Below are 24,224 nucleotides of genomic sequence, written 5' to 3'. Positions count from 1 at the left end.
ACACTGAAAACTGTGGAACCTGCTCGTCGCTCAGTTCAGCCAACGCTCGAGTTGGAGTGGTGCGCCGACGAGAAAGTGGCTGAATATGAATTACCCCACGGGATTCTGGCGAATCCCGTGGGGTAAGAGAATGTCCGAGAGGACTTGAGCACTCGTAGGTGGCAAGCTTGCGCGGGTTGTGTGTTCATGCGCTATTGGATAGCTCGGATCCAGGGTAAAGGGCCAATCGACGCGATTCAATCTTCTGTCACGCTAGTTTTGCTGGCAGGGAAGTATTGCGGCTGTCTCGGCAAACGTAATGTGCACCTCGCGCCGAACTTGTCGCGACGCGGCAGCCCTCAGGACCGGCAACGAGCACCGTCTTTACCTACTTCTGCAACCGCCAGGAGATTTCTATCCCTGTCGGCTGAGCACCCGGATCCCCGTAGCTGTCCATGGTTAGCAGGCCGAAGACCTTGGAGGGGAACCGCAGGCAGTAGGTAGCGCCTGTGCGAATGTCCGCGGTGTCGACGCTTGTACGCCAGAGCTCGCCCTGGGTGGAGGAACAGCCGGACAGGCTCTGGGCGTCGGTGGGCATGATGACGGTGCCGTTGAGCGTCTGGATGCCGAACCCCATGGTGTAGACGAAGTCCGGAACGTCCCCTACCTTGTCCAGATCGAACCGGGTCCCCGTGACGAGTGCGGTCCTGTGCACGAGATCAGATGGCGCCACGCTGGACGGCGTGGCGGTCGCTGACGGTACCTTGGGCAGGACGTAGCGGGCGATCGACTCGCTGACCGCGCAGGGGTCCTCGGCACCGCCGCGCTGCGCGTTCTCGGTCGACCGGCGGTCTACTCCCACGGCCGCGTTGCCACCGGGGCCGTACGCGAAGACATGGTCGCACCTGACGCCTGGGATGCTGTTGTAGAGGCGAGCTTCTCTGCCGTCCAATGTCTTCATCTCGAAGTCGGCACCTCCTCCGTACCGGAGGTCAAGTGGCGTGTTCGGCGCGATCACGATGTCGAGGTCGTACTTCTCGACCACCCAGCGGCATCGGGCATTGCCCGCGTAATCGTCACGCACGCCTTTTCCTGGCAGGCCAGCCGCTTTGATCTCGGCCGCGGACAAAGCCGAGCACACCTGCTTCGGTTCCAGGAGGCGCGCGGCGCTCGACGGTGATGCCGTTTTTGGTGCGGGCGAAGGGTCTCCGTTCAACTTCGCGGCGCATGAGCTGAGCGCGAGCACGCCCACCAAGACGAGTGCCAGCTTCAAAATCAGCTCCTCTGCTCACGGGTCAAGACGTGATGTCGTCGCGACCAAGTCGAGGATTGTTACCTTCTGCTCGGATATTCCTCGCGGCGTCGCTAACAGGGTCACAGTCGCGACTCAGCGCGGTATGCAGAATCAGGCTATGGGCCGTTCGTCGTCGGCGAGCACTCGGCGGCTTGATCAACGAGTACGAACCCGTGGCGGCCTGAGGCCCAGGTCAGGCCACCAGGCCTAGTTTTGGCATCCCACAGGTGAGCGGCGTCGGCAAGTTGCCGATCATCATCCGGCATGATCGCGGCCGTGCTGGTCCGCTTCGCCTACCTCGCCGTCTCCCACGCCTTCGTTGCGCTATGGCTGTTGCGCATGAGCAATCGTGAGAAGTACGTCGACATTCTCGCTCTACGCCATCAGCTCGTGGTCTTGCGCAGACAGCTCGGCGATCAGCGCCCACGACTGCGGCCAGAGGACAGGGCGTTGCTCGCCGCCTTACTCATGCCCTGGCTCGCGCGGCGTTGCGCCGATTCCGGCTGCTCGTCAGCCCGGACACGGTGGTGAGGCGTCACCACGCCCGCGCGAGCGTGAACCGGGCGCCCGGAGGTCCGCGCACGGTCGCTTCGATCCGCCGGCTCGTCCTGCGTCTCGCAGCCGAGAACCCGTCGTGGGGATATCGACGCATTCACGGTGAACTCGCTCTCCTGGGCGTCGCGATCGCCGCCTTCACGGTGTGGGGGATCCTCAAGTCTGCCGGCGTCGATCCGGCCACACACCGGACAACCATTACCTGGCTGACTTCCTGCGCTCGCAGGCAGAGGCGATCCTGGCGATGGACTTCATCGAGACTGTCACGGTCACAGGCCAGCGCCAGTACATTCTCGGTCGACGCGTATCAACGAGAATACACGCAGTAAAGAACCTTCGCCTTATCGTCGACGTACCAGCCTTCCCTTCCGTTGCAATAGACGAACGGGTTCTGCCCGCCGTCGACCACCCTGGTGATCGTCACAGCCCGGGGATCGGCACAGTCGATCTTCGCGGCCGCTCCATTGCTCAGGTAGAGGCACTCGCCGACGCGATAGTGCGAGCCAGTCGCGAGCGACACGAAGGTGACTCCCGCCAGCACGAGGGTGAGGAGCCCGACGACGATGATCGCCGCGAGCCCGCCGGCGCTGATTTTCGTGTGGCGGCTGTTGGTGTTGTGCTGGTCGCCGATGACGAAGCCGCCCTGGCGGATCTTCACTGATCCGGTGCTTGGTGCCATGACCGACTGCTGCGCGCCGGTGCCGAGGTGCACGTGGTGCACCACCTGTGCCAGCGACGCCGCGAAACCTGGGTCCTGCAGGGCCAGCGTCTGCAGCTGACCCGCGAGTCTGGTCTGTTCAGTTTGACCGCGCGGGTTGCGAGCCAGCTCTGTCAGTGCCGTCGAGCCGGTCGGCGCCAGCGCGTTACTGATCAGCTGGTGCAGCCGGTCACCGGCGATCCGCTGCACCACGTTCTGCGCCGTCCCGGTGAACAGGCCGGACAGCGTGGTCACGGCGGTCCAGATGAGATTCGGTAGATCCATGCAGTCGAGGATGAGCGTGGTGAGCGTCGGCCGACAGTCGGCACTTTGGCCGACAGCGCTCATGGCCCCGTACTGTTTTCCGTCGTGGCAGCGGAGGCACGTGACGCGCGAGAACGCTTGGAGAGCTGGATTCTGACGTCGCTGGCAGTGCTGCGGGTGGCGCAGTACGCCGCGCCGGTGCCGACCCTGGTGTCAATGATCAGCACGGAGTCGGTTCTGCGTGCGGTCGCGCTGCTCGGCGGCTTCCTGATGGCTGCGGGCTGGTCGGCGTTCTTTTTCTGGTCGGCTCACCGTTCGGAACCGGCCGCAGCTGTCGACGTCGCCGTGATCTGCCTGGTACAGGTCATCACGGCCGTGGTACTCGGACCAGGCTGGACCACCTGGCAGAACTGGACCTACGGGCCCGCAGTGGGTGCTGGGATGGCCGCGGTGCTGTACCTCCACGGTGCTGCGAGATGGGTCATCGCCGCAGCGCCGGTGGTCCTTTACGGCGTCGTGCCGCTCGTTGTGGCGGACGGGCTGGACATCGCGGGACTGCTGTCCGGGGTGGGCGGCATGATCGCGTTCATAACACTGGCAAGCTATGTCGTGCACGTGTTGCGGGCACTGGCCCGCGAGGTCGATGAGGCGCGTGCGGCGGAATCCGCAGCCGTGGCGAGGGAAGCGGCCGCCCAGGCGGGATTCGAGGAACGCAAGCGACAGCTGCGCGGGTTGCACGACACGGCGCTGACGACCCTGGAACTGATCGCTGGCGGCGCGCTGGCAGTGGACTCCGCGGAGATCCGGTCCCGCTGCGCGCGGGACGCGGACTTTCTGCGAAGCCTGCTGATGGGATCGCGGGTTGACGCACCCACGGACCTCACCGCGGTGCTGGCGCAGGTGTTGCACGACAGGTCGGCGCTGGGGCTACGCGTACATCCGTTGTTCGACGAGGTGCCCGGCTCCACACCACCTGACGTGGTCGAAGCAATCTCGCTCGCGACCCGCGAGGCGTTGAACAACGTGTCCAAGCACGCCGGTGTCACACAAGCGTGGGTCACCGCGATCGGTATGGAGAACGGTGGCGTACGAGTCGCCGTGGTGGACCGCGGAGCCGGGTTCGACCCCGTGACGACAACGGAAAGAGGGATGATGCGCTCGATTCGCCATCGCATGGAAGAAGTCGGTGGCAGCGCTGCGATCGACAGCGAGCTGGGCGAAGGCACCTCGGTCGAGCTGACGTGGCCGGCATGATCGAGATCGGGGTCATCGACGACGAGGGCTTCTACCGCGACGTCATGGGCCGCTGGCTGGACGACGGCGATGAGAAGATCGAATTGGTCGCTGCCACCGCGACGGTCGCCGAATACCTGGCTCTACCGCGCCGCGCGCCTATCGTGATCCTCGACCTGAACCTCGCCGACGGCAGCATGTTCACCACCAACATCAGGTCCCTGATAGCTGCCGGACACCAGGTCGTCGTCTTCTCGGCATGGGCAGAGCACAGTGACGTGGAAGCGGCCACCAAGGCCGGCGCGGAGACGTACCTGCACAAGCGCACCACCGACACTGCCACGCTGGCCTCGGTGGTGCGGGAGGTCGCCGCTGGCGAATCACCGATGACCGTGGACCACGCGTTCGCGTTGAGCCGCAACAAGAACTGCCCAGAGCTGTCGTTACGCCAGCGGCAGGTACTGGAGACCTACGGCAGCGGCGTCACCCTGAAGGCAACCGCGCGCCGCCTGGGAATGTCCGAGTCGACGGTCAAGGAGCACATCCGGCGGATCAAGGCGAAGTACGCCGAGATCGGTCGTCCGATCGGCTACCGCGGCGACTTCGGCCGCAGGCTCGCAGAGGACAACGGCCCTGCAGTCACACCTGCGGAGTGATCAGCGGTCCTTTCGAGTCGACGAAAAGGCGTGCCCGCTCCGAACGGTTCAGCGTGCCAGCACCAGAGCAAGTCGACCCGTCTCAGGCTGCGGATCGATGCGCCGCCGGTCCAGTCCTCGGTGAGTTGATCAACGAGTAGGAACCTGCAGCAGCTTGATCCGCAGGTCAGGCACGTTGAGCCAGGTTTCGGCACCCCGCAGGCCAAGTTCGCGGACGTCCAATTCGGTGAAGAACCTGTCCCGGTGTATCTAATCCCGGACCTCGCTGCTCCCTTTCTCAGGGCCGTGCCCGACCGTCGAGACCAGGAGCCGCGAGCGTGATCGTCGTCGTCCTCAACCTTGTGCCGACCGAACTCAACGAAGACAACTTCTCCGAACACGAAGCCGCGATCCGGGCCGCAGCCCTGGGCGGCGTCTTCGCCGGATCGGCCGACCGGATCGTGGCCGAGGCCCAGCGGTGGGCCCACTCGTGGGAGCAGGCGCCGAAAGAAGGAGCGACGTTCACCGGTTACCCCGGCCTCGTCGCCGCCCTGGCCGACTGGCTCAATCTGCCGCCGGGGGTGGCGACCGGGGCGGGGGAGATCTTCGCCGAGTCGCTGGTGACGTTCAAACAGAGCTGGGTCGACCTCTCCCACGACGGCACCGAGGGCGGGCAACACAGCGTCAGCCTTGACCGGCGGACCGACGCGCTCAGGGTTTCCTTCGAGGCGATCATCAGCAACCAGAAGACGGCCAGGATGACCTGGATGCTGCTGCCAAAGGCCGACCTGACCACCACGAAGTTCCTGGCCAACGAATACCAGTGCCACCACAACGCGGCCCGGGATGTCCGGCAGATCTTCGAGAAAACCGATTTTGGGTCGGTGCTGGGCGATCCGGACCAGCGCACTCCGTTCCAGAAGTATTTGGCCCGCAGGTGGGATGGGTTGATCTTCTCCACGAAGGCGTAGTCAGCCAAGGGCGTGCGCTGCGATACCCGCGGGCAACAGGTCGATGCCGCGCTGGAACATCTCGTCGACGTGCGTGGCAGCTTTCCGTCGCAGCCCCGCACGTCTCCGCGAGCCGCGGTCAGCCCGCGGCCGCCTCCGTCCACTCGTGTTGCGCTGCGTGAGCACTCTCCAGAGCACCGTTTCGCGCACCAGCGCCACCGGCACTCCGCCCAGCAGCAGCGTGGCCTGTGCGTGCAGCACCGGGTAGTCGTCCTGGGGGCGGGTGGCGAGAGTGTAGGCGTAGTGGTTGGAGTGGTCCGCATCGCGTAGCAGCCGTTCCAGCGGAATGTGGCTCACGCTCAGGCGTGGCCCCAGACCTGTACGGTGCTTGATGTGTCGACGGTTCTGGGACGTGCTCTCGTTGGTATCGCGTCCGGAGCGGTGGTTGTGGCGTTGTGGCTGTGGGGGACCGGGCTGTTCGTGTCCTCCACGTCTGTGTGGCTCAACGGGTTGTTGGTGATGCCTCCCGCTTGGGAAGCGGCGTCGTGGAGTCTGTGCGTTGTCGTGTTCGCCGCTGTTGTGCCTCTGCTCGTCGACCTGATGTGGCATTCGCCGTCGTACCGCTTGTTGTCCGTTGGTGAGTGGAGCGTGCCGGTTGGCGCAGGGCTGATCACGTACGCGGTGGGGTGCTGGGATCTTGCCGGCGTCTATGACGGGCTTCGGCCGTTGGGGATTGCCGAGCACATGGCTGGGTCTGGCCGGTCGGGTGACGCCGCTTGGTGGGGCTGGCTCGCTGTGTATCCGGGCGATCCCATCCGGTCGCTTGTTGTCGGGTTGGTGGCTGTGATCGTTGTGGTGTTGTGGGCCTGGTGGCGCCGGCGGCTAGAGCTTGTCGCCGTGGTGGCGGTGGTGGTCACGGTGCTCTTGGTTGCGATGGCGGTCCGCGGAGACAGCGGACGCACTGGAGTGCTGACGCCGTTGCCGTATGACGCGGACGCGTTCTTTTGGAATCATGTGGCGATCACCTTGGTTGCCGGTGCCGCGCTGACCGCCGGAACCGTGATCAGTTGTGTTGTGCACGTCCGTACACGACGGCAATCGGAACATTCAAGCTGAGTTGCGCAGGAAAGCTCAACTAGTTCGTTTCTTACTCATCTTCGTCGTCATTCAGGGCGCCTACGAGCCACGTGCGAATTCGGTATTTTTCGAATCCGCCGGGTCGAGCGTCGGCGAGCGCTTGTTTTCGGCTGATCATGTCCTCGTGCTCGAGGACGTCCTGACGTGCGGCGAGTGCTTGTTCGCGTCCATGGTGTGGGGTGCCAGAACTCTGCAGCCACACGCTGACCTGCGGTGATCAGGTTCTGTCATCATGCAGGCATGATCGTGGGCGTGGCGCTGCGACTGCTGTATCTCGTCTTTGTTCGACTCGGTTCTCGCGGACGCCGGCATTGACGTTGTGAAGATCCCGCCGAGGTGTTTGCGGGCTAACTGCCACGCGGAACGGTTTGTCGGCACTGTCAGACGAGAGCTCACCGACCGGCTGCTGTTCGTCAACCAGCGGCACCTGACGTCAGTGCTGTTCCGCTACGTATCCCACTACAACCCGATCACCCGACCGGAGACCCAGGCTGTAGATCCGTACGTCGTCGGCGAGTGCTTGGCGGCTTGATCAACGAGGACGAACCTGCATAAGCGTGATCCGCAGGTCAGGCACGTTGAGCCATGTTTTTGGCACCCCATAAGAGAACAAGATCGTGTTTCTCCCATACCTCGCCCAGGCCACCCGACCGGCGCGGTGGCCGGAGCCGGGGGGCATGCTGACGGCCATAAATCGTGAGCACGACGTCGTCGTCTACGGCGCCACCGGGTTCGTTGGGGCGCTGACCGCCGCATACCTGGCCCGGCACGCCCCCGAGGGCGTACGGTTCGCGCTGGCCGGGCGGTCCGCGGACAAGCTCGCCGCCACCAGGGCCACGCTGCCTGCGGCGGCGCGGGAGTGGCCGCTGGTCGTCGCCGACTCGGGGGACCCGGTCGCGCTGGCGGCGCTGGCCGCGTCGACGCGAGTGCTCGCCACCACCGTCGGCCCGTATGCGCGTTACGGGCTCCCGGTCGTCGAGGCGTGCTCTCCAGCAACAGCCTGACATCCGACGACCTGATCAGCGTCGTCCTCACCGCCACACCCGACCTCACATCCGAGTTCCCGGCCTACGTGGCACGCCAGGCGGGGCTTTCCGACGTGCCGCTGCTCTCGGCCACCGAAATCGCGGTGCCCGGTGCGATGCCGCGCGTGATCAGGCTGCTGGCGCACGTGGAAACCGATCTGCCGCGCTCGTCGGTGAAGCACGTATACCTGCGCGGGGCGGCCGCTTTGCGCACCGATCTGAATCACTGATCCTTTTCGGGAATATCCGGGTTTCTGTGCGGCCCGGAATATCCGAACTCCCCCGAATGGGTGTTTTGCCGTTCTTCCGATACCGCTAGGAAGGATGGGAAAACACGCGTCCGATTCGTATCGCGCATTGTTCTGGGTCACCTCGGGGAAGTCGTGACCGGCGTTGACGCGAACGGGCGACACCTTGGGGCAGGGGGAACTGTGGGGGTTCGAGCGGCGCGCCGGGCGCGCCTGATTGCGCTGAGCTGTGTCCTGGTGGTGGGCGCGAGCATGCTTCAGGCAGTGACGTACGGGACGGCGGCTGGAGCCGTGCCCGGAGTGACCGCGGGTGCCGGGCCGGTGGATCGGCCGGCGCCTGCTTCGGCAAGGCCGGACGAGGCGGTGCCGCCGGACAAGTGGCCTCCGGTGGTGCCGCACGGCGTGAAAGCCGGCGGTGCACCGGCCAAAGTGGACGGTGCGAGGCTCGCCCAGGTCAGGGCCGCGGAGGACGAGGTCTTCGCCAACGTGGAGCTGCGGTCGGGTTTCGTGCTCGGCGACACCTCGCTGGTGGCGTACTTCGACGTCAAGGACGATCCTCGGCCGTGGCAGTCGTGGCGCGTCAGGCTGTTCGAGGCGGGCGGCACCGAGCAGGCCTCGACGACGCTGCCGCGGTCCGACCTGAGCGTCCGATGTGGAGCTGTTCGGCAGTTCTGCCGGTCGTTCGGTGCCGCTGACGGCTGGGTGCTCGACCGCGAGAAGGACTACTTCGTCACGATCGCCGCCGTGCTGGACGAGGGCGGCGAACTCGTGTCCAAGCCGAGTGCGGTGAGCAGGCCGCGCACCACCGAGCTGCCGGATCCGCTGCCGGTCGAGCAGGTGTCCGGGTGCGGCTGCGGTGTGGCGTTGAGCAGCACCGGCGCGCGGCCGGCGTTCCGCGGTGACGGCGTCAACACCGCGACCGGGTCCTACAGCCGGGTCGAGCCGGACCTCTCCATGGCGTCGTTCGGCATCCCGTTCGTCTCGAACCGCGTGTACTCGTCCAGCCTCACGGTTCCCGGGCCGTTCGGGCCGGGCTGGGCCTGGTCGTACAACATGCGCGTGACGCCGACCGAGCAGGGCGCGATGGTGCTCGCGGACGACGGCGCGCAGGTGCTCTACAAGAACGCCGACGGCGGTGGTTTCCAGCGTCCGCCGGGCGTTCGGTCGGCGTTGCGCAAGACCGCGACCGGCTGGGAGCTGGTCACCCTCAACCAGATCACGTACGAGTTCGACGGCCAGGGCAGGCTGATCGCGGTGCGCACGCCGCGGGGCGTCGCGACGAGGCTCGCGTACACCGGTGAGGGCGTCGAGATCACCGACCCGTCCGGCCGCGTCGTGAAGGTGCGGGTCGAGAACGAGCGCATCCGCTGGATCCAGCTGCCCGACCACCGCAAGACGTTCTACGACTACGACGATTCCGGGCGCCTGAAGGCGTTCAAGGACGCCCGCGGGTTCAAGTGGAAGTACGGCTACGGCGCCGACGGCCGGTTGACCGAGGTGCACAGCCCGCAGGACCACAAGCGGATCATCCTGATCCGCAACGAGTACGGCGCCGACGGCCGTGTCGTGAAGCAGCTCGACGCGCTGGGCAACGCCACCTCGTTCGCGTGGAACGGCGAGACGCAGGAGTCCACCACCACGGACGCGGACGGCGTGATCGTGCGCGACGGCTATCGCGGCAACGTGCTGCTGTACACGCGCCGTGGAGCCGGTGACACGGACAACCACCGCTACGACAAGTCGCTGAACCGCGCGTTGGTCGTCAACGGCAGCCACAACCAGCACGAGTCGTTGTACGACCTCAACGGCAACCCGGTCACGCGTCGCGCACCGCAGCCGATGAAGTTTGACGAGAAGACGAAGTACGACGCGCGCAACAACCCCATCGAGTTCACCGACGCGAACGGCAACGTCTGGAAGAACACGTACAACGAGTTCGACGAGCTGATCCGCAGCACGGACGCGGAGAACCACTCGATCACCCACGCCTACGACGACCGCGGCCTGCGCATCAGCACGACCGACCAGCGCGGCAAGGTGACGAAGTACGAGTACTTCGCCGCCGGGCAGCAGAACTCGGGTCTGCTCGCCGCCGTCGTCTCGCCGGAGGGCAGGCGTTCCGAGCTCGGGTACGACAAGACCGGGCGTCGCGTTGCGGAGACTGATCCGCGCGGCACGGTCCCCAGTGCGAACCGCTGGGACTACACCACCAAGACGGCCTACGACGAGCAGGACCAGATCGTCGAGGTGCGGGAACCGGGCAAGCACCACTCGTACCGCACCTTCTACGACGAGGTGGGCAGGCCCAGGGCGACGATCAACCCCGAGGGCGTCGAGGTGCGCAACCGCTACCTCGACAACGGCCGCCTCGACGCGGTGACCGACCCCCGCAAGACGATGTCCATCGCCTACACCAACGCGGGCAGGCGCGCGGCGTCGCGGATCGAGATGCGCGGCGACGGTCCCGACCTCGTCACGTCGTACGCGTACAACGCCAAGGGGCTGCTGCAGTCGACCACGTCGCCGCGCGGGAACGTGCCCGGCGCGAACCCGGCGGACTTCACCACCACGTACCGCTACGACGCGAACGACAACCTGGTCCGCATGTCCCGGCCGTATCCGGGCGGGCAGGTCGTGCACAAGGACATCAAGGTCGACGAGCTCGACCGCACGACGTCCACTGTGGACGAGTTCAACAAGACCTCGTCCAACCGGCGGGACAACACGGGGCAGGTCACCTCGGCGACGGACGCGCTCGGCCGTGAGATCACGATGGGCTACGACCGCAACGGCCGGCAGACCTCGCAGACCGACGCGGGCGGCAACTCCTCGAAGTTCACCTACGACGAGGCCGGCAACAAGATCAGCCGGACCGACGCCTCCGGTGGCAAGACGACGTGGGAGTACACCGACGACGGTCTGCTCGCCGCGACCACCGAGCCGCGCGGCAACGTGCTCGGTGCGGACAAGGAGAAGTTCACCAGCCACCTCGAGTACGACCTCGCCGGCAACCGCACGAAGCTGATCAACGCGCTCGACCACGCGACGACGACGGCCTGGGACGCGAACAACCGGATGACCTCGGTCACCGACGCCAACAACCACGTCACGCGCTACCGCTACCGGGAGGACGACCAGGTCCACAGCATCCACCAGGCGGATGCGAAGTACCACCCGCACGCGCCGGACGTCAACGCCACCGTCTACGACTACTACGAAGACGGTCTGCTGAAGTCGGTGCGGGACCCTCACTTCCACAGCACCCGCATCGAGTACGACCGGGCGGGGCGCCCGGTGGGCTCGGTGGACGCGTTGGGACGCAAGGCCGAAGCGGGCTACGACGCCGAGTCGAACGTCGTCACGATGATCACCAGGCGGCAGGGCGAACACCTCTCCGACGAGGAACGGGCCCAGCGCACGGTCGTCACCGCCTACGACATCGTGAACCGGCGCGAACGCCGTGCGCTGGGAACTGGCGGCCCTGTCTACACGTGGGGCTACGACGCCAAGAGCCGTGTCACGTCCTACGGCGACCCGTTGGGCGTGCGTGAGGTCACCTACGACGACGAGGACCAGATCAAGAAGGTCGTCCGTCGCGAGGCGGGCCGGACGGAGACCTTCAACTACGAGTACGACGTGCGTGGAGACATCACCGCGCGCGAGTACCCGGACGGCACCCGTGTCACGTCGGACTACGACAAGGACGGCCGGGTCACACAGGTGACGGCGGCCGGTGCCACGTGGAGCTTCGGCTACGACGTGGCAGGACGGCGGACGCGCACGACGCTGCCGGGCGCCACCGGGCTGGCGGAGAACCGGACGTACGACGACGCGGGCCGGTTGACGGCCATCGGCACCGAGCGGGTCGGGCCGGCGCGACCGGACGTGCAGGACCCGGTGTCCTCGTACCAGCTCACGCTCGACCCGGTCGGCAACCCGACGAAGGTCGACACCACTCGGGGTGGCGTGACCGAGTCGGTGGCGTACGCCTACGACGAGGCGGACCGCGTGACGTCGGCGTGCTACGCGGCGGCGGACTGCGGCAAGCACACGCCGTCGGCGGGCCGGATCGACTACGAGTACGACCTGGTCGGCAACCGCTTGTGGCAGAAGCGATCGGGCACCGCGGGCGACGACGTCACCCGGTACCACTACGACTCGGCGGACCAGCTCACCAAGAAGATCTTCGATCCGCGCGGTGGCAGCCCGACGGTCACGGACTACGACTACGACCTCAACGGCAACCAGACCAAGGCGGGACGCGAGAAGTTCACCTACAACCTGGACAACTCGCTCGCCACGGCCACGAACGCCGGCGGTCAGCAGACGACGTTCTCCTACGACGCGGCGGGTCTGCGGGTCGCGGGGGCGAGCGGTGAGAACACCAAGCGCTGGTCGTGGGACGTCAACGGCACGCTGCCGCAGATCGCGGTGGACACCACCACCAATGCTTCCGGTGGGGTGCTTGAGAAGCGCACCTTCGCCTACGGCCCGGACGACGAGCCGCTGGCATTGATCGACCCCGCCGCAGGAGTGCACTCCTACACGCACGACTGGCTCGGCGGCGTCGCGAACATGCTGTCGCCGGACGGGAAACCGCTGGCGGGCTACGACTACGACCCGTACGGCAACCCGCGCCAGGGACCGACCCTGACGCCGGGTGAGCCCGCAGGACCGCCGAACCCGCTGAAGTTCACCGGCCAGTACCAGGACTCCAGCTCCGGCGAGGGCAACTACTACCTGCGGGCCCGCAACTACAACCCGGACACCGGCCGGTTCACCTCGATCGACCCGATGCCGCAGGCGGGACCCGCGATCTCCGCCTACGCCTACGCGGAGAACAACCCGATGGCGTTCACCGACCCGACGGGCGCGGTGGCCGACGCGGGCGGCGGCGGTGGCACGACGCTGGAGAACGGCGCCACCGAACCGACCGGGCCGAGCCCGGAGGACGTGGCGAAGGCCCAGCAGATCCAGAGCAAGAGCGTGCTCGACGTGATCCTGGAGGCCGGCGGTCAGATCCTGATGGAGTTCCTGGGGATCAACGACCTCATGAACTGCCTCAAGGGCGACCTGGGTGCATGTGTCTCGCTCGTCGTGGGGGCGTTGCCGTGGGGCAAGATCTTCAAGGCTCCCAAGATCATCGGCGCGATCTTCAAGGCGGGCAAGGCCGTCGTCACCTTCTTCCAGGAGCTGAAGTGGGCGCGCGCCATCATCCAGGGCGCGGAGAAGGCCGCGGAGGCTGCTGCCGCGGCGGCCGCGGCAGCAGCGAAGGCCGCGGCGGAGAAGGCCGCGAAGCTGCGTGCGGCGGCGGAGGAAGCGGCGCGCAAGGCCGCTGCCCAGGCCGCTGAACGTGCGAAGGCCGCGGCGGCCAAGGCGAAGGCCGCGACCAAGAAGAAACCCGAGACGTGTCCGGGTCGCAAGCACAGCTTCCCGGCCGGTACGCGGGTGCTGCTCGAGGACGGCACGACGAAGCCGATCGAGGAGGTCCAGCCCGGCGACACGGTCCAGTCGGCCGACGAGAAGTCCGGTAAGTCCGCTGCACCGCAGCAGGTGTACTTCACGATCCGCACCGACCACGACAAGTCCTATGTGGACATCACCGTGGTCTCCGAGGACGGGTCCAAGTCCACGATCACGGCGACGGACAACCACCCGTTCTGGTCGGTGACCGCCGGCCGCTGGGTGGACGCGGGCGATCTTCGGCCCGGTGATCTGCTGAAGACCGCTGCCGGGACGTTCGTGCAGATCGCGGCGGTGCGTGCCTACCCGGGCTCGCAGCGCACGTACGACCTGACGATCAACGGCACGAGCACGTACTACGCGCTCGCCGGTGCGACGCCGTTGCTGGTGCACAACTGCGGCACCAACCTCGCGGACGAGGCGGCCGACCTGCCGAAGGACTGGGACCGCAGGTCGACCGGCATTCTCGACGTCGGCACGGAGCAGTTCCCGATCTCCAGCGGTCCTGGCGGTCACTCTGAGCTGGTCAAGAACCTTCCCGGGCGGACCAAGCAGAACCAGGACCACGTCGAGACGCACGCCGCGGCGTTCCTGAGGAGCAATCCGGGGATCAGGAAAGCGGTGCTCTACGTGCAGAACGCCAAGGGCGAGATGTGCAAAGGACGCCGAGGGTGCTTCGAGAACATCGAGGACATGCTTCCGGAAGGCGTGAAGATGTGGGTGTACGTGAACGGAAAGCCCGTCGGTACGCGGCCTTTCGTCGGTAACGCGAACTAGCCGGGTGCATAATGATCGCGTGGAAGAACTGCTTTCGATATCCGAGGGAAGTGTCGAAAAGTTCCTGAGGCGTTGGTACGGCGAGCCGGATCTCCCGGCTCGCCCCCGGCCGGAGCTTCCGCCACGGCTGAGGGCCTGGTTCGAGCTCACCTCCCGGTGGTCCGCTGACATCTGTGCGGTCAGCGGGCCGCTGGACCCTCCGGAGCTCGAGGCCGGAATGCTGAGCTTCTGGGCGGACGGGGCGGGTTCCTGGGAGTTCGCGGCGTCTTTGTCCGACGGTGATCCCGCGGTGTTCGGCCGGGAGGTGGGCTCGGACTGGGTGCCGATTGGAGAGTCCCTGTCCGAGTTCCTCCTCCACGTGACCGTGCTGGAGACCTCGATCGGGGCCTCGAACCAGTGCTACGCGCCCGGCGTCCCGGCGGGGAGGTTGTCCCGGATTGTTTCCGGCTACCGCCCACTTCCGCTGCAGGAGCTGCCGTGCCCGTCGATGGATTCCCGGATTCTCGTCGGAGCGGATGCGCTTCTCCAGATTTCGGAGAGCGTGAGCGATCGGACTCTGCCGCCGGGGGAGTTGTTCGACGTCTCGGTGTCCGCGGTGGTGGCGGCGTCGATTGACGAGGTGATCGACAGCTTTCCGGAAATTCCCTGGAAGCGTTCCTCGGCGGTCGTTGCCGGGGAGTTCCCTCCCGAGGATCCTCCGGAATTCCTCCGTTAGTACTACAGCCGCAGGCCGTGATCTTTGAGTCGTCGCTGGTAGTGGCATTGCTGGGCTCGGTGTTGGTGGCGTCGTCGCCAATGTGACCAGGCTTCGATGTGGGAGCGCGGGTGCGGGGTGCAGGTCAGGGCGGCGTGCAGGTGCCTGATCTCGTTGACACTCAACGGGATCAGGCCGTCATCGCGGTCTGCAGAGCCCCTTTTCCGTCTTCGCGGTGACCGCGAGGAAGGCCTGGGCGAGCATCGCGAGGGTGATATGCCGGTACCAGGCGTCGTACTTGCGGACCTGGTAGTGGTCCAGGCCGACCTCGTTCTTTGCCGCCTGGAAGCATTCCTCGACCGCCCACCGGCTCCCGGCCACCCGGACCAGCACGTCCAACGGGACCGGATCCGGTGTGTGGCAGAGGAAGTAGGCGATCTCACGGACGCCCTTGGCGTTGGGGGTGAGCGAGCGGCGGATCAGCAGACTGTGGTGTTCGCCGGCGTCGACCAGGGCCCAGTCATACAGCCGTGGCCCCTTGGCGCCGTCGCCGCAGGAGCGGCGTTGCCAGGCCGTCTTCGGCACCAGCCGAGCCAGCACCTCGGCCCGTCGCTTTCCCGCGGCCGTCGGGAGTTCCTGCTTGCACGGGATCGCCATGGCGAAGGCGATACCCCGTTTTTCCAGCCAGGACCGCAGACCGGGGTTCTGACCGTAGGCCTCGTCCGCGGTGAACCACGAGAACGGCACCCCCGCGTCCACGGCCCTGTGCGTGCCGAGAACTACGTCCGTGCAGGTCAGCGGGCATCGGTGGGTATCACTCACTATCCGGCATGATCGCGGTCGTGCTGGTCCGCTTCGCCTACCTCGCTGTCTATCACGCCTTCGCCGCGCTGTGGCTTCTGCGTACGACCGATCGGGAGAAGGACGTCGAGATCCTCGCGTTACGCCACCAACTCGCGGTCCTGCACCGGCAACTCGGTGATCAGCGTCCACGATTGCGGCCTGAAGACAGGGCGTTGTTTGCAGCCTTACTCGTGCCCCTGGCCTGCGCGACGCTGCGCCGACTCCAGCTCTTGGTCAGCCCTGACACGGTGCTGAGGTGGCATCGCGACCTGATCAAGCGCCGCCATGCCCGAACGAGCGTGAACCGCCGGCCCGGACGTCCGCGCGCTGTCGCCTCGATCCGCCGTCTCGTCCTGCGCCTGGCGACCGAGAACCCCTCGTGGGGATATCGACGCATCCACGGCGAACTCGCCCTGCTCGGTGTCGCGATCGCCGCATCGACGGTGTGGGAGATCCTCAAGACTGCCGGCATCGATCCGGCCCCGCGCCGGACAACCGTTACCTGGGCCGACTTCCTGCGCTCGCAGGCCGAGGCGATCCTGGCGATGGACTTCATTGAAACGGTCACGCTGACCGGCCAGCGCCAGTACATTCTCGCCGCCATCCACCACGCCAGCCGGCGCGTATGGATACTCGGCACCACCACACACCTCACCCATGCCTGGGTCACCCAGGCCATCCGCAACCTGCTCATGGACCTCGAGGACACAGGACACCTCGCGCAGATCAAGTTCCTCATTCGTGACCGCGACGCCAAATACCCCGCGTTGATCGACAAGATCCTCGGCACCGCGGGAATCGCGACGGTGCTGACCGGTGTCCGGATGCCCCGCATGAACTCCATCACCGAACGCTGGGTCAAGACACTTCGCACCGAACTGCTCGACCGCACGCTGATCTGGAACCAGACCCACCTAACGCACGCGTTACGCGAGTACGAGCGGCACTACAGCGAGCACCGAACCCACCGATCACTCGCCGCCGCAGCACCCATGAGAGCCCGGCCCCAGCCTCTCGAACCCGCCCAGATCGAACGCCTCACCGTAGATCGACAGGACCGTCTCGGCGGAGTCATCCACGAGTATCAACATGCCGCTTAACCTGCGTGGATGCAGTTTTCGGCACGCACAGGGCTCGACGGTGGTGGGCTGCACCGGCCTCAACCCCGATGTGAGCCCGCGTTGCTACAACTACATGGTTTACGCGCCGATCAGCGTCGTGCTCGACACGTGGGGCGTGAGCCTGGAAACGGCCTGAGAAGGCCATCTCCCTCCTGAGAGGGATGCCGAAGATCCTGCTGACCGGCGATCGGCTCGGGTCGCCGGTTCCGCAGGCTTGAGGCATGAGTTCCTACATCGCCGCACCGCTGCTCGTCCTCACCTACGGGGTACTCAGGATCGTCGACGGCCTCGACGGCGAATGCGGCACCGGTCCGGTGTGGACGGTCGGGCACCTGCAGACTGGTGCCAAGAACTTTCGCGGCGAACTATTGGACCGTACGCTGATCTGGAATCAGGCCCGTATGTGGCACGCGCTGCGCGAGTACGAGCAGCACGACGAGTACAGAACCTACCGATCGCTCGGTGGCGATGTACTCCTGCGGGGTCCGGCTTCAGCCTGTCGAGCCAAGGCGGATCGAGCACTTCACCCTAGACCACAGGGCCTTCTCGGCGGAGTCCTCCTCTAGGATCGCATGCGGCTTAACCTGCATGGATGTAGTTTTCGGCACGCACAACCCCGCAGGTCAGCGGCAACGCTTTCTCGTGCCAGCGGACACTGAGGGGGCTGCCCTGCGAACCGGCGTCGTCGATCGGAAGCGTCAAGCGAGCTTCGGCGTGTGGAGAGTCCGACGGAGCCGCGGAGCGCAGTCTCCGACCGCGCCGGTGAGATCGGTTCGACTTGAGGAGGCGAGCAGCAGGGCGATCATCACCAGGCCGAAGCCGATCAGCCCGAGCACGACCATGATTCCGAGGTGGAGCACCACACCCACCACCACGGCCCATTTCCGGATGCGGACGCCGCAGAACGCCGAGAGCGCCAGGAACGTCTCGGCGGCGAGCGTGCCCCACGTCATTAGCGGGCCTACCGAGTCGAGCAGTTCGGCCAGCGCGGGCGTTGCGCCGAAGTAGGCGTCCTGCATCGTGTAGTGCATGGCTTCGCCGGAACGCCACTCAGGTTCACGGAGTTTGAACCACACCGCCTGTCCGTAGACGAAGGCGATCTGCGCCCGGATCGCCAGGTGGCCGGCCGCTGCCGCACCGTGCCATCTCGGGGCCATCGGGGTTCGTGGACGGGTCCAGTGCCAGCCGCGGTCGTCGCCCAGCAGTACCGGGATCAGGAGCAGGGTGAGGATCTTGCTGATGTGCTCGCCGCCGTGGGACGCGATCAGGGCTGCGCTGAAGCTGAACGCCACGTACCAGTGCGGGACGACCGTCCATCGTGGTCGGTAGCCGACCGCTACCGACACGAGCACCGCGACGGCCGTCCACCGGGCGATCGCCGGGTCGAAACCCAGGCACCACAACGAGATTCCGCGCAGGCCGTCGCAGCGCGGGCCGTCGGGTGGCCCACCGATCGCGGGGAAGAGGTCGGTGTCGGAGGTGAAGGCCAGCGACAGCAGCTGGGCCAGGGCGACGAGGGATCGGGCCACGCCGAGCAGGGGTGATCTCGGGTCGGCGGTCAGCAGCCGGTTCAGCACGTCAGCTCCACCGCGGCGACGCGGGTGACGCATCTGGCCGTGCGGTCGGCGGAAGGTCGTTCGACGGCGAAGACGGCCGGGCCGCACACGTGCGACGCGAGCCTGTCCGGGATCGGCGCGCGGGGGGCCTCGGCGATCACGTTCGCGCACTCGGTGATGTCCGGAGTGTCGCATTCGCGCCACAGATCGGGCGGAATGGCCTGCGCCGCCGACGTCAGCCGCACCAGGTCGCCATAGGATTTCCTGCTCAATCCTCGGAGGTATTCAGGGGCGGCGGCGGGGTGGGTCAGCGACACGAACGAGCCGCCGGTCTGTTGATAGGCGACGACGTACTCGCGGTCGGCGGAATTGATGTAGAAACGCCATGCCATCGGCCAGATCAATTTGGCGGTGTCCTGGCGGGCAGTGATCGAATCGCCGACGAAGCCCTTCGGCAGATACGTGATTCCTATGAGGGCGGCGAGTGTCAGAAACGCCGCGCACGTGAACGCGAAACCTCGCGCGGCACCCGTTCGCTCCTCAGGTTCGGTGAGCACCGAAACGGCTCAGCACCCGGTCACGCATGGTGCGAAGCCGGCCTGCACGGTCTCGACCGTGGCTGGATCCTGGCTGTCGGAACTCGGCAAGAGCAGCGCTGCGGCCAGCGCCAGGACGGCGGACAGTGCTCCCAGCAACGCATACCAACGCATTTCTAAGGTCCCCCTTAGTTGGTTCTTCGCGGGCAACTGTGACGGCGGTTACGCATGAGAGCGGGTTCGGTGCGCGCTGTCAACACTCACTCCTCGTGTTCGAAGGGGTTCGAAGCGTAGCTGGAATGATTTTTCAAAAACATGCCGACCGGCATCGCGGCTGTGGTACTCAATGAGCCCCACATTGATTCGGGGGAGTCCGTGGCGCTTGAATATCGAATACTGGGCCCGCTGGAACTTCGCCGTGCGGGTGGCCTTGTCGCGCTCGGCGGTGAACGGCAGCAGAAACTGCTCGCCGTGCTGCTGCTGAACAACGGTTCGGTCGTGTCGTTCGACCGGCTCGTGGACGAGCTGTGGGACGACCCGCCGCAGACGGCGCGGCGTCAGGTGTCCAACGCCGTGGCGGGTGTGCGCCGCGCGATCGACGCGGCCGGTGGCCGGCTGGTCACCACGACCCACGGCTACCGGGTGGAGACCGCTGGGGAGACCGTCGACTCCGACGTCTTCCGCGCCCTTGTGCGTGACGCGGACACCGCGGCCGAAGGCGGACGCTCGCGGGACGCGGTCGCTTCGCTGACCGACGCGCTGGCGTTGTGGCGCGGACCGTTGCTGGACGGGCTCATGTCGTCGTCGATCTCCGCCGCCCGCGACACGATGGCCGAGCAACGGCTGATCGCGGTGGAACGCCTGGCGCGCCTGCGCCTCGAGCTCGACGACTCCACTCTCGTCGCCGAGCTCGTCGGTCACGTCGCCGAGAACCCCTTGCGGGAGTCGTTGCGCGCCACGCTGATGCGGGCGTTGTACCGGGTGGGGCGGCAAGGGGACGCACTGGCCGTGTTCGAGGAGGGCCGCAGGCTTCTCGCGGACGAGCTGGGTGCGGATCCCGGCCCCGAACTGCGGGCCCTGCACGAGCGGATGCTGCGTTCCCAACCTGCTGGGGAACTGGCCGAACCGCTGACCGCCGAGTCCTCCGGGTCGTTCCTGCCTTATGACACACCGGACTTCACCGGACGGTCCGCCGACGTCACGCAGGTGCTCACGCTTGCCGGCGGTGTTCCCTCCGGTGCGGTGGTGATCCTGGTGGTAGAGGGCATGGGCGGCGTCGGCAAGACCGCGCTGGCGGTGCACGTCGCGCACCTGTTGCTCGACCGCTACCCGGACGGTCAGTACTTCGTGGACCTGCAGGGGTACACCGACGACAAGCGGCCGATGGCCGTCGACGAGGCCGTGGACGCACTGCTGTGGCAGAGCGGCGTGCCCGCACGCCAGATGCCGGCCGACGCGGCCTCGCGCCGGGACCGCTGGCGCGAACGCACGGCGGGCAAACGGGTGCTGGTGCTGCTCGACAACGCTTCCGACTCCTCGCAGGTGCTGCCGCTCCTGCCCGGTGGCCCGGGGTCGCTCGTGCTGGTGACCAGCAGGCGGCAACTGGTCGACCTGCCGGGCGCCGTACCGCTGCCGCTGGACGTGCTCGATCCGGACGGTGCGGCGGAGCTGTTCGGGCGGGTCGCGTCGACGGACCGCGTCACCGTCGAGCGCGAGGCCACCGAGGCGGTGGTCGAGTTGTGCGGAGGTCTGCCGCTGGCCCTGCGCATCGCCGCGTCGCGTTTCCGGCGCCGTCCTCTGTGGACAATGGCGGACCTGGCCGAACAGTTGCGCGACCGGCACCGGCGCGACCGTACCTTCACGGTGGACGACCACAGCGTGTCCGGCGTGATCGCGTTGTCCTACCGCCACCTGACGCCGGTGCGGCAGCGGCTGTTCCGGCTGCTCGGACTCGCGCCCGTGCACGACTTCGACGCGTACGCCGCGGCCGCGCTGAGCGGGTTGCCTCCCGCCGAAGCCGAGGACGCGCTGGAGGCGCTGCTGGAGCGCAACCTGGTGATGCAACGCGATCCCGGCCGCTACCGCTTTCACGACCTGGTGCGGGACTGCGCGCGTGGTGTGGCGGAGGAGATTCATCCCGACGAGGCGAGCCTGGCCAGAAGCCGGTTGTTCGACCACTACCTCGGTTTCGTCGAGAAGTGCTGCGCCACGCTGATCATGGGAGCCCCGCGGTTCCGCGCGGAGATAGCGCACGCCACGCAGGCACCCGCGCCGGACGCCGCCGGAATGGCGTTGCGGGCGTTGCGGGCCGAGCACAGGAACCTGGTGATGGTGGTCGAACACGCCGCGACGCACGGCTGGTTCGCGCACGCGTGGCAACTCCCGTGTGCGCTGTTGCCGTACTTCGTGCGGATCGGTCAGCGCGCCGGCGTGCTCGACTTGGCCGAACACGCGGTGCGAGCGGCCGGCGAGCTCGGCGACCAGCGCGGATCGGCACTGGCGTGGCAGGTCGTGGCGTTCGCGTTGCGCGAGCACGGCCGCAACCTCGAGGTGCGCGACGCGCTGGAGCGGTCCGTCGCGATCTGCCGCGAGCTGGGCGACCTGCCCGCACTCGCGGCGGGGCTGCGTGATCTCGGCGTCTCGCTGCTGCAGGCGGGTTCGCTGACCGGGGCCGCGGAACGGTTCGAGGAGGCGCACGAGACCGCGCAGACGCTCGGAGACCTCGACAACGCGATCAACTCCGGCATCAACCTGGGGATCGTCGCCTGTCAGCTCGGGATGTACGAGCGGGCCCGGTCGTTGTTCGAGCAGGCGCTCGCGCACCACCAAAGGGTGCGTTCGATCGAGGGCGAGGCGATCACGCTGATCAACATCGGCTGGCTCGAGTACAGCCGCGAGCGCGACGAGCTGGCGATCGAACCACTGGACCGGGCGGTCGGGCTGAGCCGGTCGATCGGGTTCGTGCGCGGCGAGGTGATCGGACTGTCCTGGTTGTCGGTTTCCTGGAGGGCGTTGGGACACATCGACGAGGCGCTCGCCGTGGGCGTGGTGGCGCGCGAAGCGGCTCGGTCGACGGATCTGCACGAACCGGAGTGCGACGCGATCACAGCCCTGGCCGAGGCGGAACTGGCGGCCGGCCGGCTCACCGAGGCGCAGGCGCGGTTCCGCGAGGTCGAGCGCATCTCGTCGGAGGTGGACCTGCCGCTGGTGCTCGCGCGGGCGAGGGAGGGCCTGGCGCACGTCGCCGCGTTGCTCCAGGAACACGACAGGGCGCGCAACCTGTGGGGAAAGGCGCTGCCGCTCTATCAGGACGATTCGCTCGAGGCCGCACAGATCCGTGCGCATCTGACCGCGCCAGGCGACGCCTCTGTGCGCTGTGGCCGGTGCCGGACGGGTCCGGGTGACTCAAGTCCGGTGGCGGGCCTGGCCGAGGTCCGCGCTCCGCAGCGCAAGGCGCGTTCCGGCATCTGACGCTGCATCTGACACTGCGGGCTTCGCGCCGATGTCGAGCGAAGGCCGAGCCGATGCCGACCGTTGTTTGACTCCCGTCCCGGTGGTGACACCTGCGAGAGACCGGGGGGTCGGATGCGTCTGCACGTGCTGGGACCGCTGGAGGTGCACGGGGCCGCGGGACGGCTCGCCATCGGCGGGGTGAAGCGGCAGGGGGTGCTGGTCGCGCTGCTGTTGCGCGCCGGCGAGATGGTCTCCACCGACAGGCTGGTGGAGACGCTGTGGGGTGAGTCGCCGCCGCGTTCGGCACCGTCGAACGTGCGCACGTACGTGTCGGGCCTTCGTCGCGTGCTCGCGGGTACCGCGGAGCTGAGCAGCGTGGGCGTCGGCTACCGCATCGAGGTGGATCCCGGCGAGGTCGACCTGCACGTGTTCCACCGGCTCGCGGACGAGGGCGAGGCCGCTGTCCGGGCGGGGGAGCACGGGCACGCGGTGGCCGTGCTGACACGCGCACTGGGACTGTGGCGAGGGCGGGCGTTCGGTGGGGTCGAGCTGGCCCCCTGGGTGGACGCGGCCGCGACCGCGCTGGACGACCGGCGCTGGGCGGTGCTGTCGGCACTGGTGGAGGCGCTCACCGCGACCGGTCGTGCTGACGACGCGATCGGCATTCTGCGCGAGATGGTCGCCGAACGCCCGCTCGCCGAGGGGACGTGGGCACTGCTGGTCGGGGCTCTGCACCGAGCCGGACGCACAGCCGATGCCCTGACCGTCTTCGGAAGGGCGCGGGAGGTGCTGCGCGCGGAACTCGGCCTGGATCCGGGACCACAGCTGCGGGACGCACAGCGCAGGGTGTTCGCCACCGTTCCACGCGGCCTGCCACCCGGTCCCGCCGACTTCGTGGGCCGGCGGCGGGAACTCGGTGCGATCGTGACGGCGACCAGCCGGGTCACCGTGGTCTGCGGTCCGCCGGGGATCGGCACGTCGGCTCTGGTCCTGCGGGCCGCCGAGGCACTCGCACCGTCCTTTCCGGACGGTCAGCTCTACCACGCCGTCACCCGCGGCACGGGCGAAGCCCTCACCGAGTTGCTGTGCGCGCTGGGTGTCCGTCGTGACGACGTGCCCGGCGAGATCGCGGATCGGGCCACGGCGTACCGGTCGCTGCTCGCGGACCGGCGCGTGCTGATCGTGCTCGACGGCGCGCTGGAGGTCGCCCCGTTCGCCCTCGGTGCCGGACCGAGCCGCGTGCTCGTGTCGACGCGCCGGACTCCCGGCGGATTCGGCGTCGTGCGACTGGGGCCGCTCGCCGACCGGGAGGCCGTTCGCCTGCTCGGGGTGGCGAGGACAGCGGCCGAACCTGCCGCGGCGCGGGCCGTTGTGCGTGCGTCCGCCGGCAATCCCCGCGCATTGCGGATCATCGCCGAACGGCTGGCGTTGCGGCCGGGGCTGACCCTGCGGCGGCTGGCCGATCGGATGTCCGACGACGGCGGGGTGCTGGACGAACTGGCCATCGGCACGACCAGCGTGCGTGCGGAGTTCGCCGCCAGTTTCGACGCGCTCACCTCTGCGGCGCGGCGGGCGTTGCGGGCGCTCGCCATCACCGGCTCCGCGCGCGAGCCGGGGCGCACGGAATCCGCCGTGGACCTCGCCGTCGAGGAACTGGTGGTGGCCAACCTGGTCGATCCCGCCGGCCGGCTCGACCCGCTGGTCCGGCTCTGCGCTCGCGAACTGTCCGCCGAGTCCGTTTCGCTCTGACCGGAGGTCGTCCCA

At 67.4% G+C, this 24,224-nt stretch carries 20 protein-coding genes and 1 pseudogene; 15 read left to right on the top strand and 6 right to left on the bottom strand.

From position 1 onward, the window contains the following. Positions 1-367: 367 nt before the first annotated feature. Complete coding sequence (locus BM417_RS41320; RefSeq protein WP_177320903.1) at positions 368-1,252, bottom strand: DUF3558 family protein; 885 nt, start codon at positions 1,250-1,252, stop codon at positions 368-370. A gap of 285 nt (positions 1,253-1,537) precedes the next feature. On the opposite strand from BM417_RS41320, the gene BM417_RS41315 reads away from it, so the two are divergent. Then, positions 1,538-1,804 (top strand): hypothetical protein, encoded by a 267-nt coding sequence (locus tag BM417_RS41315; protein WP_177320902.1) that lies wholly within the window; start codon positions 1,538-1,540, stop codon positions 1,802-1,804. 331 nt (positions 1,805-2,135) lie between these two features. On the opposite strand, the gene BM417_RS41310 is transcribed toward BM417_RS41315, so the two are convergent. After that, positions 2,136-2,873 (bottom strand): hypothetical protein, encoded by a 738-nt coding sequence (locus tag BM417_RS41310; RefSeq protein WP_093605584.1) that lies wholly within the window; start codon positions 2,871-2,873, stop codon positions 2,136-2,138. A gap of 21 nt (positions 2,874-2,894) precedes the next feature. Here BM417_RS41310 and BM417_RS41305 point away from each other — a divergent pair, with 21 nt between their 5' ends. The 3 genes from BM417_RS41305 (at position 2,895) to BM417_RS41295 (ending at position 5,628) form a co-directional block, all read left to right on the top strand. After that, on the top strand, positions 2,895-4,043 hold the full coding sequence (locus tag BM417_RS41305) for a sensor histidine kinase (protein WP_143139034.1): 1,149 nt from the start codon (positions 2,895-2,897) through the stop codon (positions 4,041-4,043). Continuing rightward, complete coding sequence (locus tag BM417_RS41300) at positions 4,040-4,678, top strand: response regulator transcription factor (protein WP_245822693.1); 639 nt, start codon at positions 4,040-4,042, stop codon at positions 4,676-4,678. The genes BM417_RS41305 and BM417_RS41300 overlap by 4 nt, the downstream gene beginning before the upstream one ends. Positions 4,679-4,995: 317 nt before the next feature. After that, positions 4,996-5,628, top strand: coding sequence for a hypothetical protein (locus BM417_RS41295; RefSeq protein ID WP_093605581.1), 633 nt, complete (start codon positions 4,996-4,998; stop codon positions 5,626-5,628). On the opposite strand, the gene BM417_RS41290 is transcribed toward BM417_RS41295, so the two are convergent. Beyond that, the gene (locus BM417_RS41290; RefSeq protein WP_093605580.1) at positions 5,629-5,964 is read right to left on the bottom strand and encodes a hypothetical protein; all 336 of its coding nucleotides are present in this window, start codon (positions 5,962-5,964) and stop codon (positions 5,629-5,631) included. A gap of 36 nt (positions 5,965-6,000) precedes the next feature. Between BM417_RS41290 and BM417_RS41285 the strand changes: the two genes are divergently transcribed. From BM417_RS41285 to BM417_RS48255, 6 genes are all read left to right on the top strand, one after another. After that, positions 6,001-6,723, top strand: a complete 723-nt coding sequence (locus BM417_RS41285; RefSeq protein ID WP_143139033.1) for a hypothetical protein — start codon at positions 6,001-6,003, stop codon at positions 6,721-6,723. Positions 6,724-7,024: 301 nt separating this feature from the next. Continuing rightward, positions 7,025-7,276, top strand: coding sequence for a hypothetical protein (locus tag BM417_RS41275; RefSeq protein WP_093605577.1), 252 nt, complete (start codon positions 7,025-7,027; stop codon positions 7,274-7,276). Positions 7,277-7,361: 85 nt separating this feature from the next. Further along, a complete protein-coding gene (locus BM417_RS41270) occupies positions 7,362-7,748 on the top strand; it encodes a saccharopine dehydrogenase NADP-binding domain-containing protein (protein ID WP_245822671.1) in 387 nt (128 codons plus the stop codon). Next, the gene (gene aroH / locus BM417_RS41265; RefSeq protein WP_093605576.1) at positions 7,727-7,999 is read left to right on the top strand and encodes a chorismate mutase; all 273 of its coding nucleotides are present in this window, start codon (positions 7,727-7,729) and stop codon (positions 7,997-7,999) included. The genes BM417_RS41270 and aroH overlap by 22 nt, the downstream gene beginning before the upstream one ends. A gap of 270 nt (positions 8,000-8,269) precedes the next feature. After that, entirely contained in the window at positions 8,270-14,257 is a 5,988-nt protein-coding gene (locus tag BM417_RS41260; protein WP_143139032.1) for an RHS repeat-associated core domain-containing protein, read from the top strand. 358 nt (positions 14,258-14,615) lie between these two features. Beyond that, positions 14,616-14,972 carry a hypothetical protein gene (locus BM417_RS48255; RefSeq protein WP_177320901.1) on the top strand — a complete coding sequence of 119 codons (357 nt, stop codon included), beginning with the start codon at positions 14,616-14,618 and terminating at the stop codon, positions 14,970-14,972. A gap of 169 nt (positions 14,973-15,141) precedes the next feature. Here BM417_RS48255 and BM417_RS47300 read toward each other — a convergent pair. Further along, a pseudogene (locus tag BM417_RS47300) lies at positions 15,142-15,716 on the bottom strand (IS701 family transposase); the annotation flags it as partial. A gap of 65 nt (positions 15,717-15,781) precedes the next feature. Here BM417_RS47300 and BM417_RS49590 point away from each other — a divergent pair. The 3 genes from BM417_RS49590 (at position 15,782) to BM417_RS41240 (ending at position 17,481) form a co-directional block, all read left to right on the top strand. Further along, positions 15,782-16,894 carry an integrase core domain-containing protein gene (locus BM417_RS49590; RefSeq protein WP_245822669.1) on the top strand — a complete coding sequence of 371 codons (1,113 nt, stop codon included), beginning with the start codon at positions 15,782-15,784 and terminating at the stop codon, positions 16,892-16,894. Beyond that, on the top strand, positions 16,884-17,051 hold the full coding sequence (locus BM417_RS48250; protein ID WP_177320899.1) for a hypothetical protein: 168 nt from the start codon (positions 16,884-16,886) through the stop codon (positions 17,049-17,051). Before BM417_RS49590 ends, BM417_RS48250 begins: the two co-directional genes overlap by 11 nt. Before the next feature lie 85 nt (positions 17,052-17,136). Next, positions 17,137-17,481, top strand: coding sequence for a hypothetical protein (locus BM417_RS41240; protein WP_093605572.1), 345 nt, complete (start codon positions 17,137-17,139; stop codon positions 17,479-17,481). 132 nt (positions 17,482-17,613) lie between these two features. Here the strand turns inward: BM417_RS41240 and BM417_RS41235 are convergent, their stop codons facing one another. Both BM417_RS41235 and BM417_RS48245 read right to left on the bottom strand, forming a co-directional pair. Then, positions 17,614-18,492 (bottom strand): sporulation-delaying protein SdpB family protein, encoded by an 879-nt coding sequence (locus tag BM417_RS41235; RefSeq protein WP_177320898.1) that lies wholly within the window; start codon positions 18,490-18,492, stop codon positions 17,614-17,616. After that, on the bottom strand, positions 18,486-19,028 hold the full coding sequence (locus tag BM417_RS48245; RefSeq protein ID WP_177320897.1) for a hypothetical protein: 543 nt from the start codon (positions 19,026-19,028) through the stop codon (positions 18,486-18,488). Before BM417_RS48245 ends, BM417_RS41235 begins: the two co-directional genes overlap by 7 nt. 354 nt (positions 19,029-19,382) lie before the next feature. On the opposite strand from BM417_RS48245, the gene BM417_RS41230 reads away from it, so the two are divergent. Both BM417_RS41230 and BM417_RS41225 read left to right on the top strand, forming a co-directional pair. Next, the gene (locus tag BM417_RS41230) at positions 19,383-22,478 is read left to right on the top strand and encodes an AfsR/SARP family transcriptional regulator (protein ID WP_177320896.1); all 3,096 of its coding nucleotides are present in this window, start codon (positions 19,383-19,385) and stop codon (positions 22,476-22,478) included. Between the two features lie 114 nt (positions 22,479-22,592). Next, the gene (locus BM417_RS41225; RefSeq protein ID WP_093605569.1) at positions 22,593-24,209 is read left to right on the top strand and encodes an AfsR/SARP family transcriptional regulator; all 1,617 of its coding nucleotides are present in this window, start codon (positions 22,593-22,595) and stop codon (positions 24,207-24,209) included. The last annotated feature ends 15 nt before the right edge of the window (positions 24,210-24,224 follow it).

The sequence above is a fragment of the Lentzea waywayandensis genome (assembly GCF_900115955.1).
In the GTDB taxonomy this organism is placed as follows: Bacteria; Actinomycetota; Actinomycetes; order Mycobacteriales; family Pseudonocardiaceae; genus Lentzea; species Lentzea waywayandensis.
The sequence above is the reverse complement of the archived record's forward strand: the minus strand, read 5'-3'. Positions and strand labels throughout refer to the sequence as shown.

Excerpts from the sequence above, each read along its gene's own strand:
- BM417_RS41315 (WP_177320902.1), top strand. The coding sequence starts at position 1,538 with ATGATCGCGGCCGTGCTGGTCCGCTTCGCCTACCTCGCCGTCTCCCAC.
- BM417_RS41310 (WP_093605584.1), bottom strand. The coding sequence starts at position 2,873 with ATGAGCGCTGTCGGCCAAAGTGCCGACTGTCGGCCGACGCTCACCACG.
- BM417_RS41300 (WP_245822693.1), top strand. The coding sequence starts at position 4,040 with ATGATCGAGATCGGGGTCATCGACGACGAGGGCTTCTACCGCGACGTC.
- BM417_RS41260 (WP_143139032.1), top strand. The coding sequence starts at position 8,270 with ATGCTTCAGGCAGTGACGTACGGGACGGCGGCTGGAGCCGTGCCCGGA.
- BM417_RS49590 (WP_245822669.1), top strand. The coding sequence starts at position 15,782 with ATGATCGCGGTCGTGCTGGTCCGCTTCGCCTACCTCGCTGTCTATCAC.
- BM417_RS48250 (WP_177320899.1), top strand. The coding sequence starts at position 16,884 with ATGCCGCTTAACCTGCGTGGATGCAGTTTTCGGCACGCACAGGGCTCG.
- BM417_RS41240 (WP_093605572.1), top strand. The coding sequence starts at position 17,137 with ATGAGTTCCTACATCGCCGCACCGCTGCTCGTCCTCACCTACGGGGTA.
- BM417_RS41225 (WP_093605569.1), top strand. The coding sequence starts at position 22,593 with ATGCGTCTGCACGTGCTGGGACCGCTGGAGGTGCACGGGGCCGCGGGA.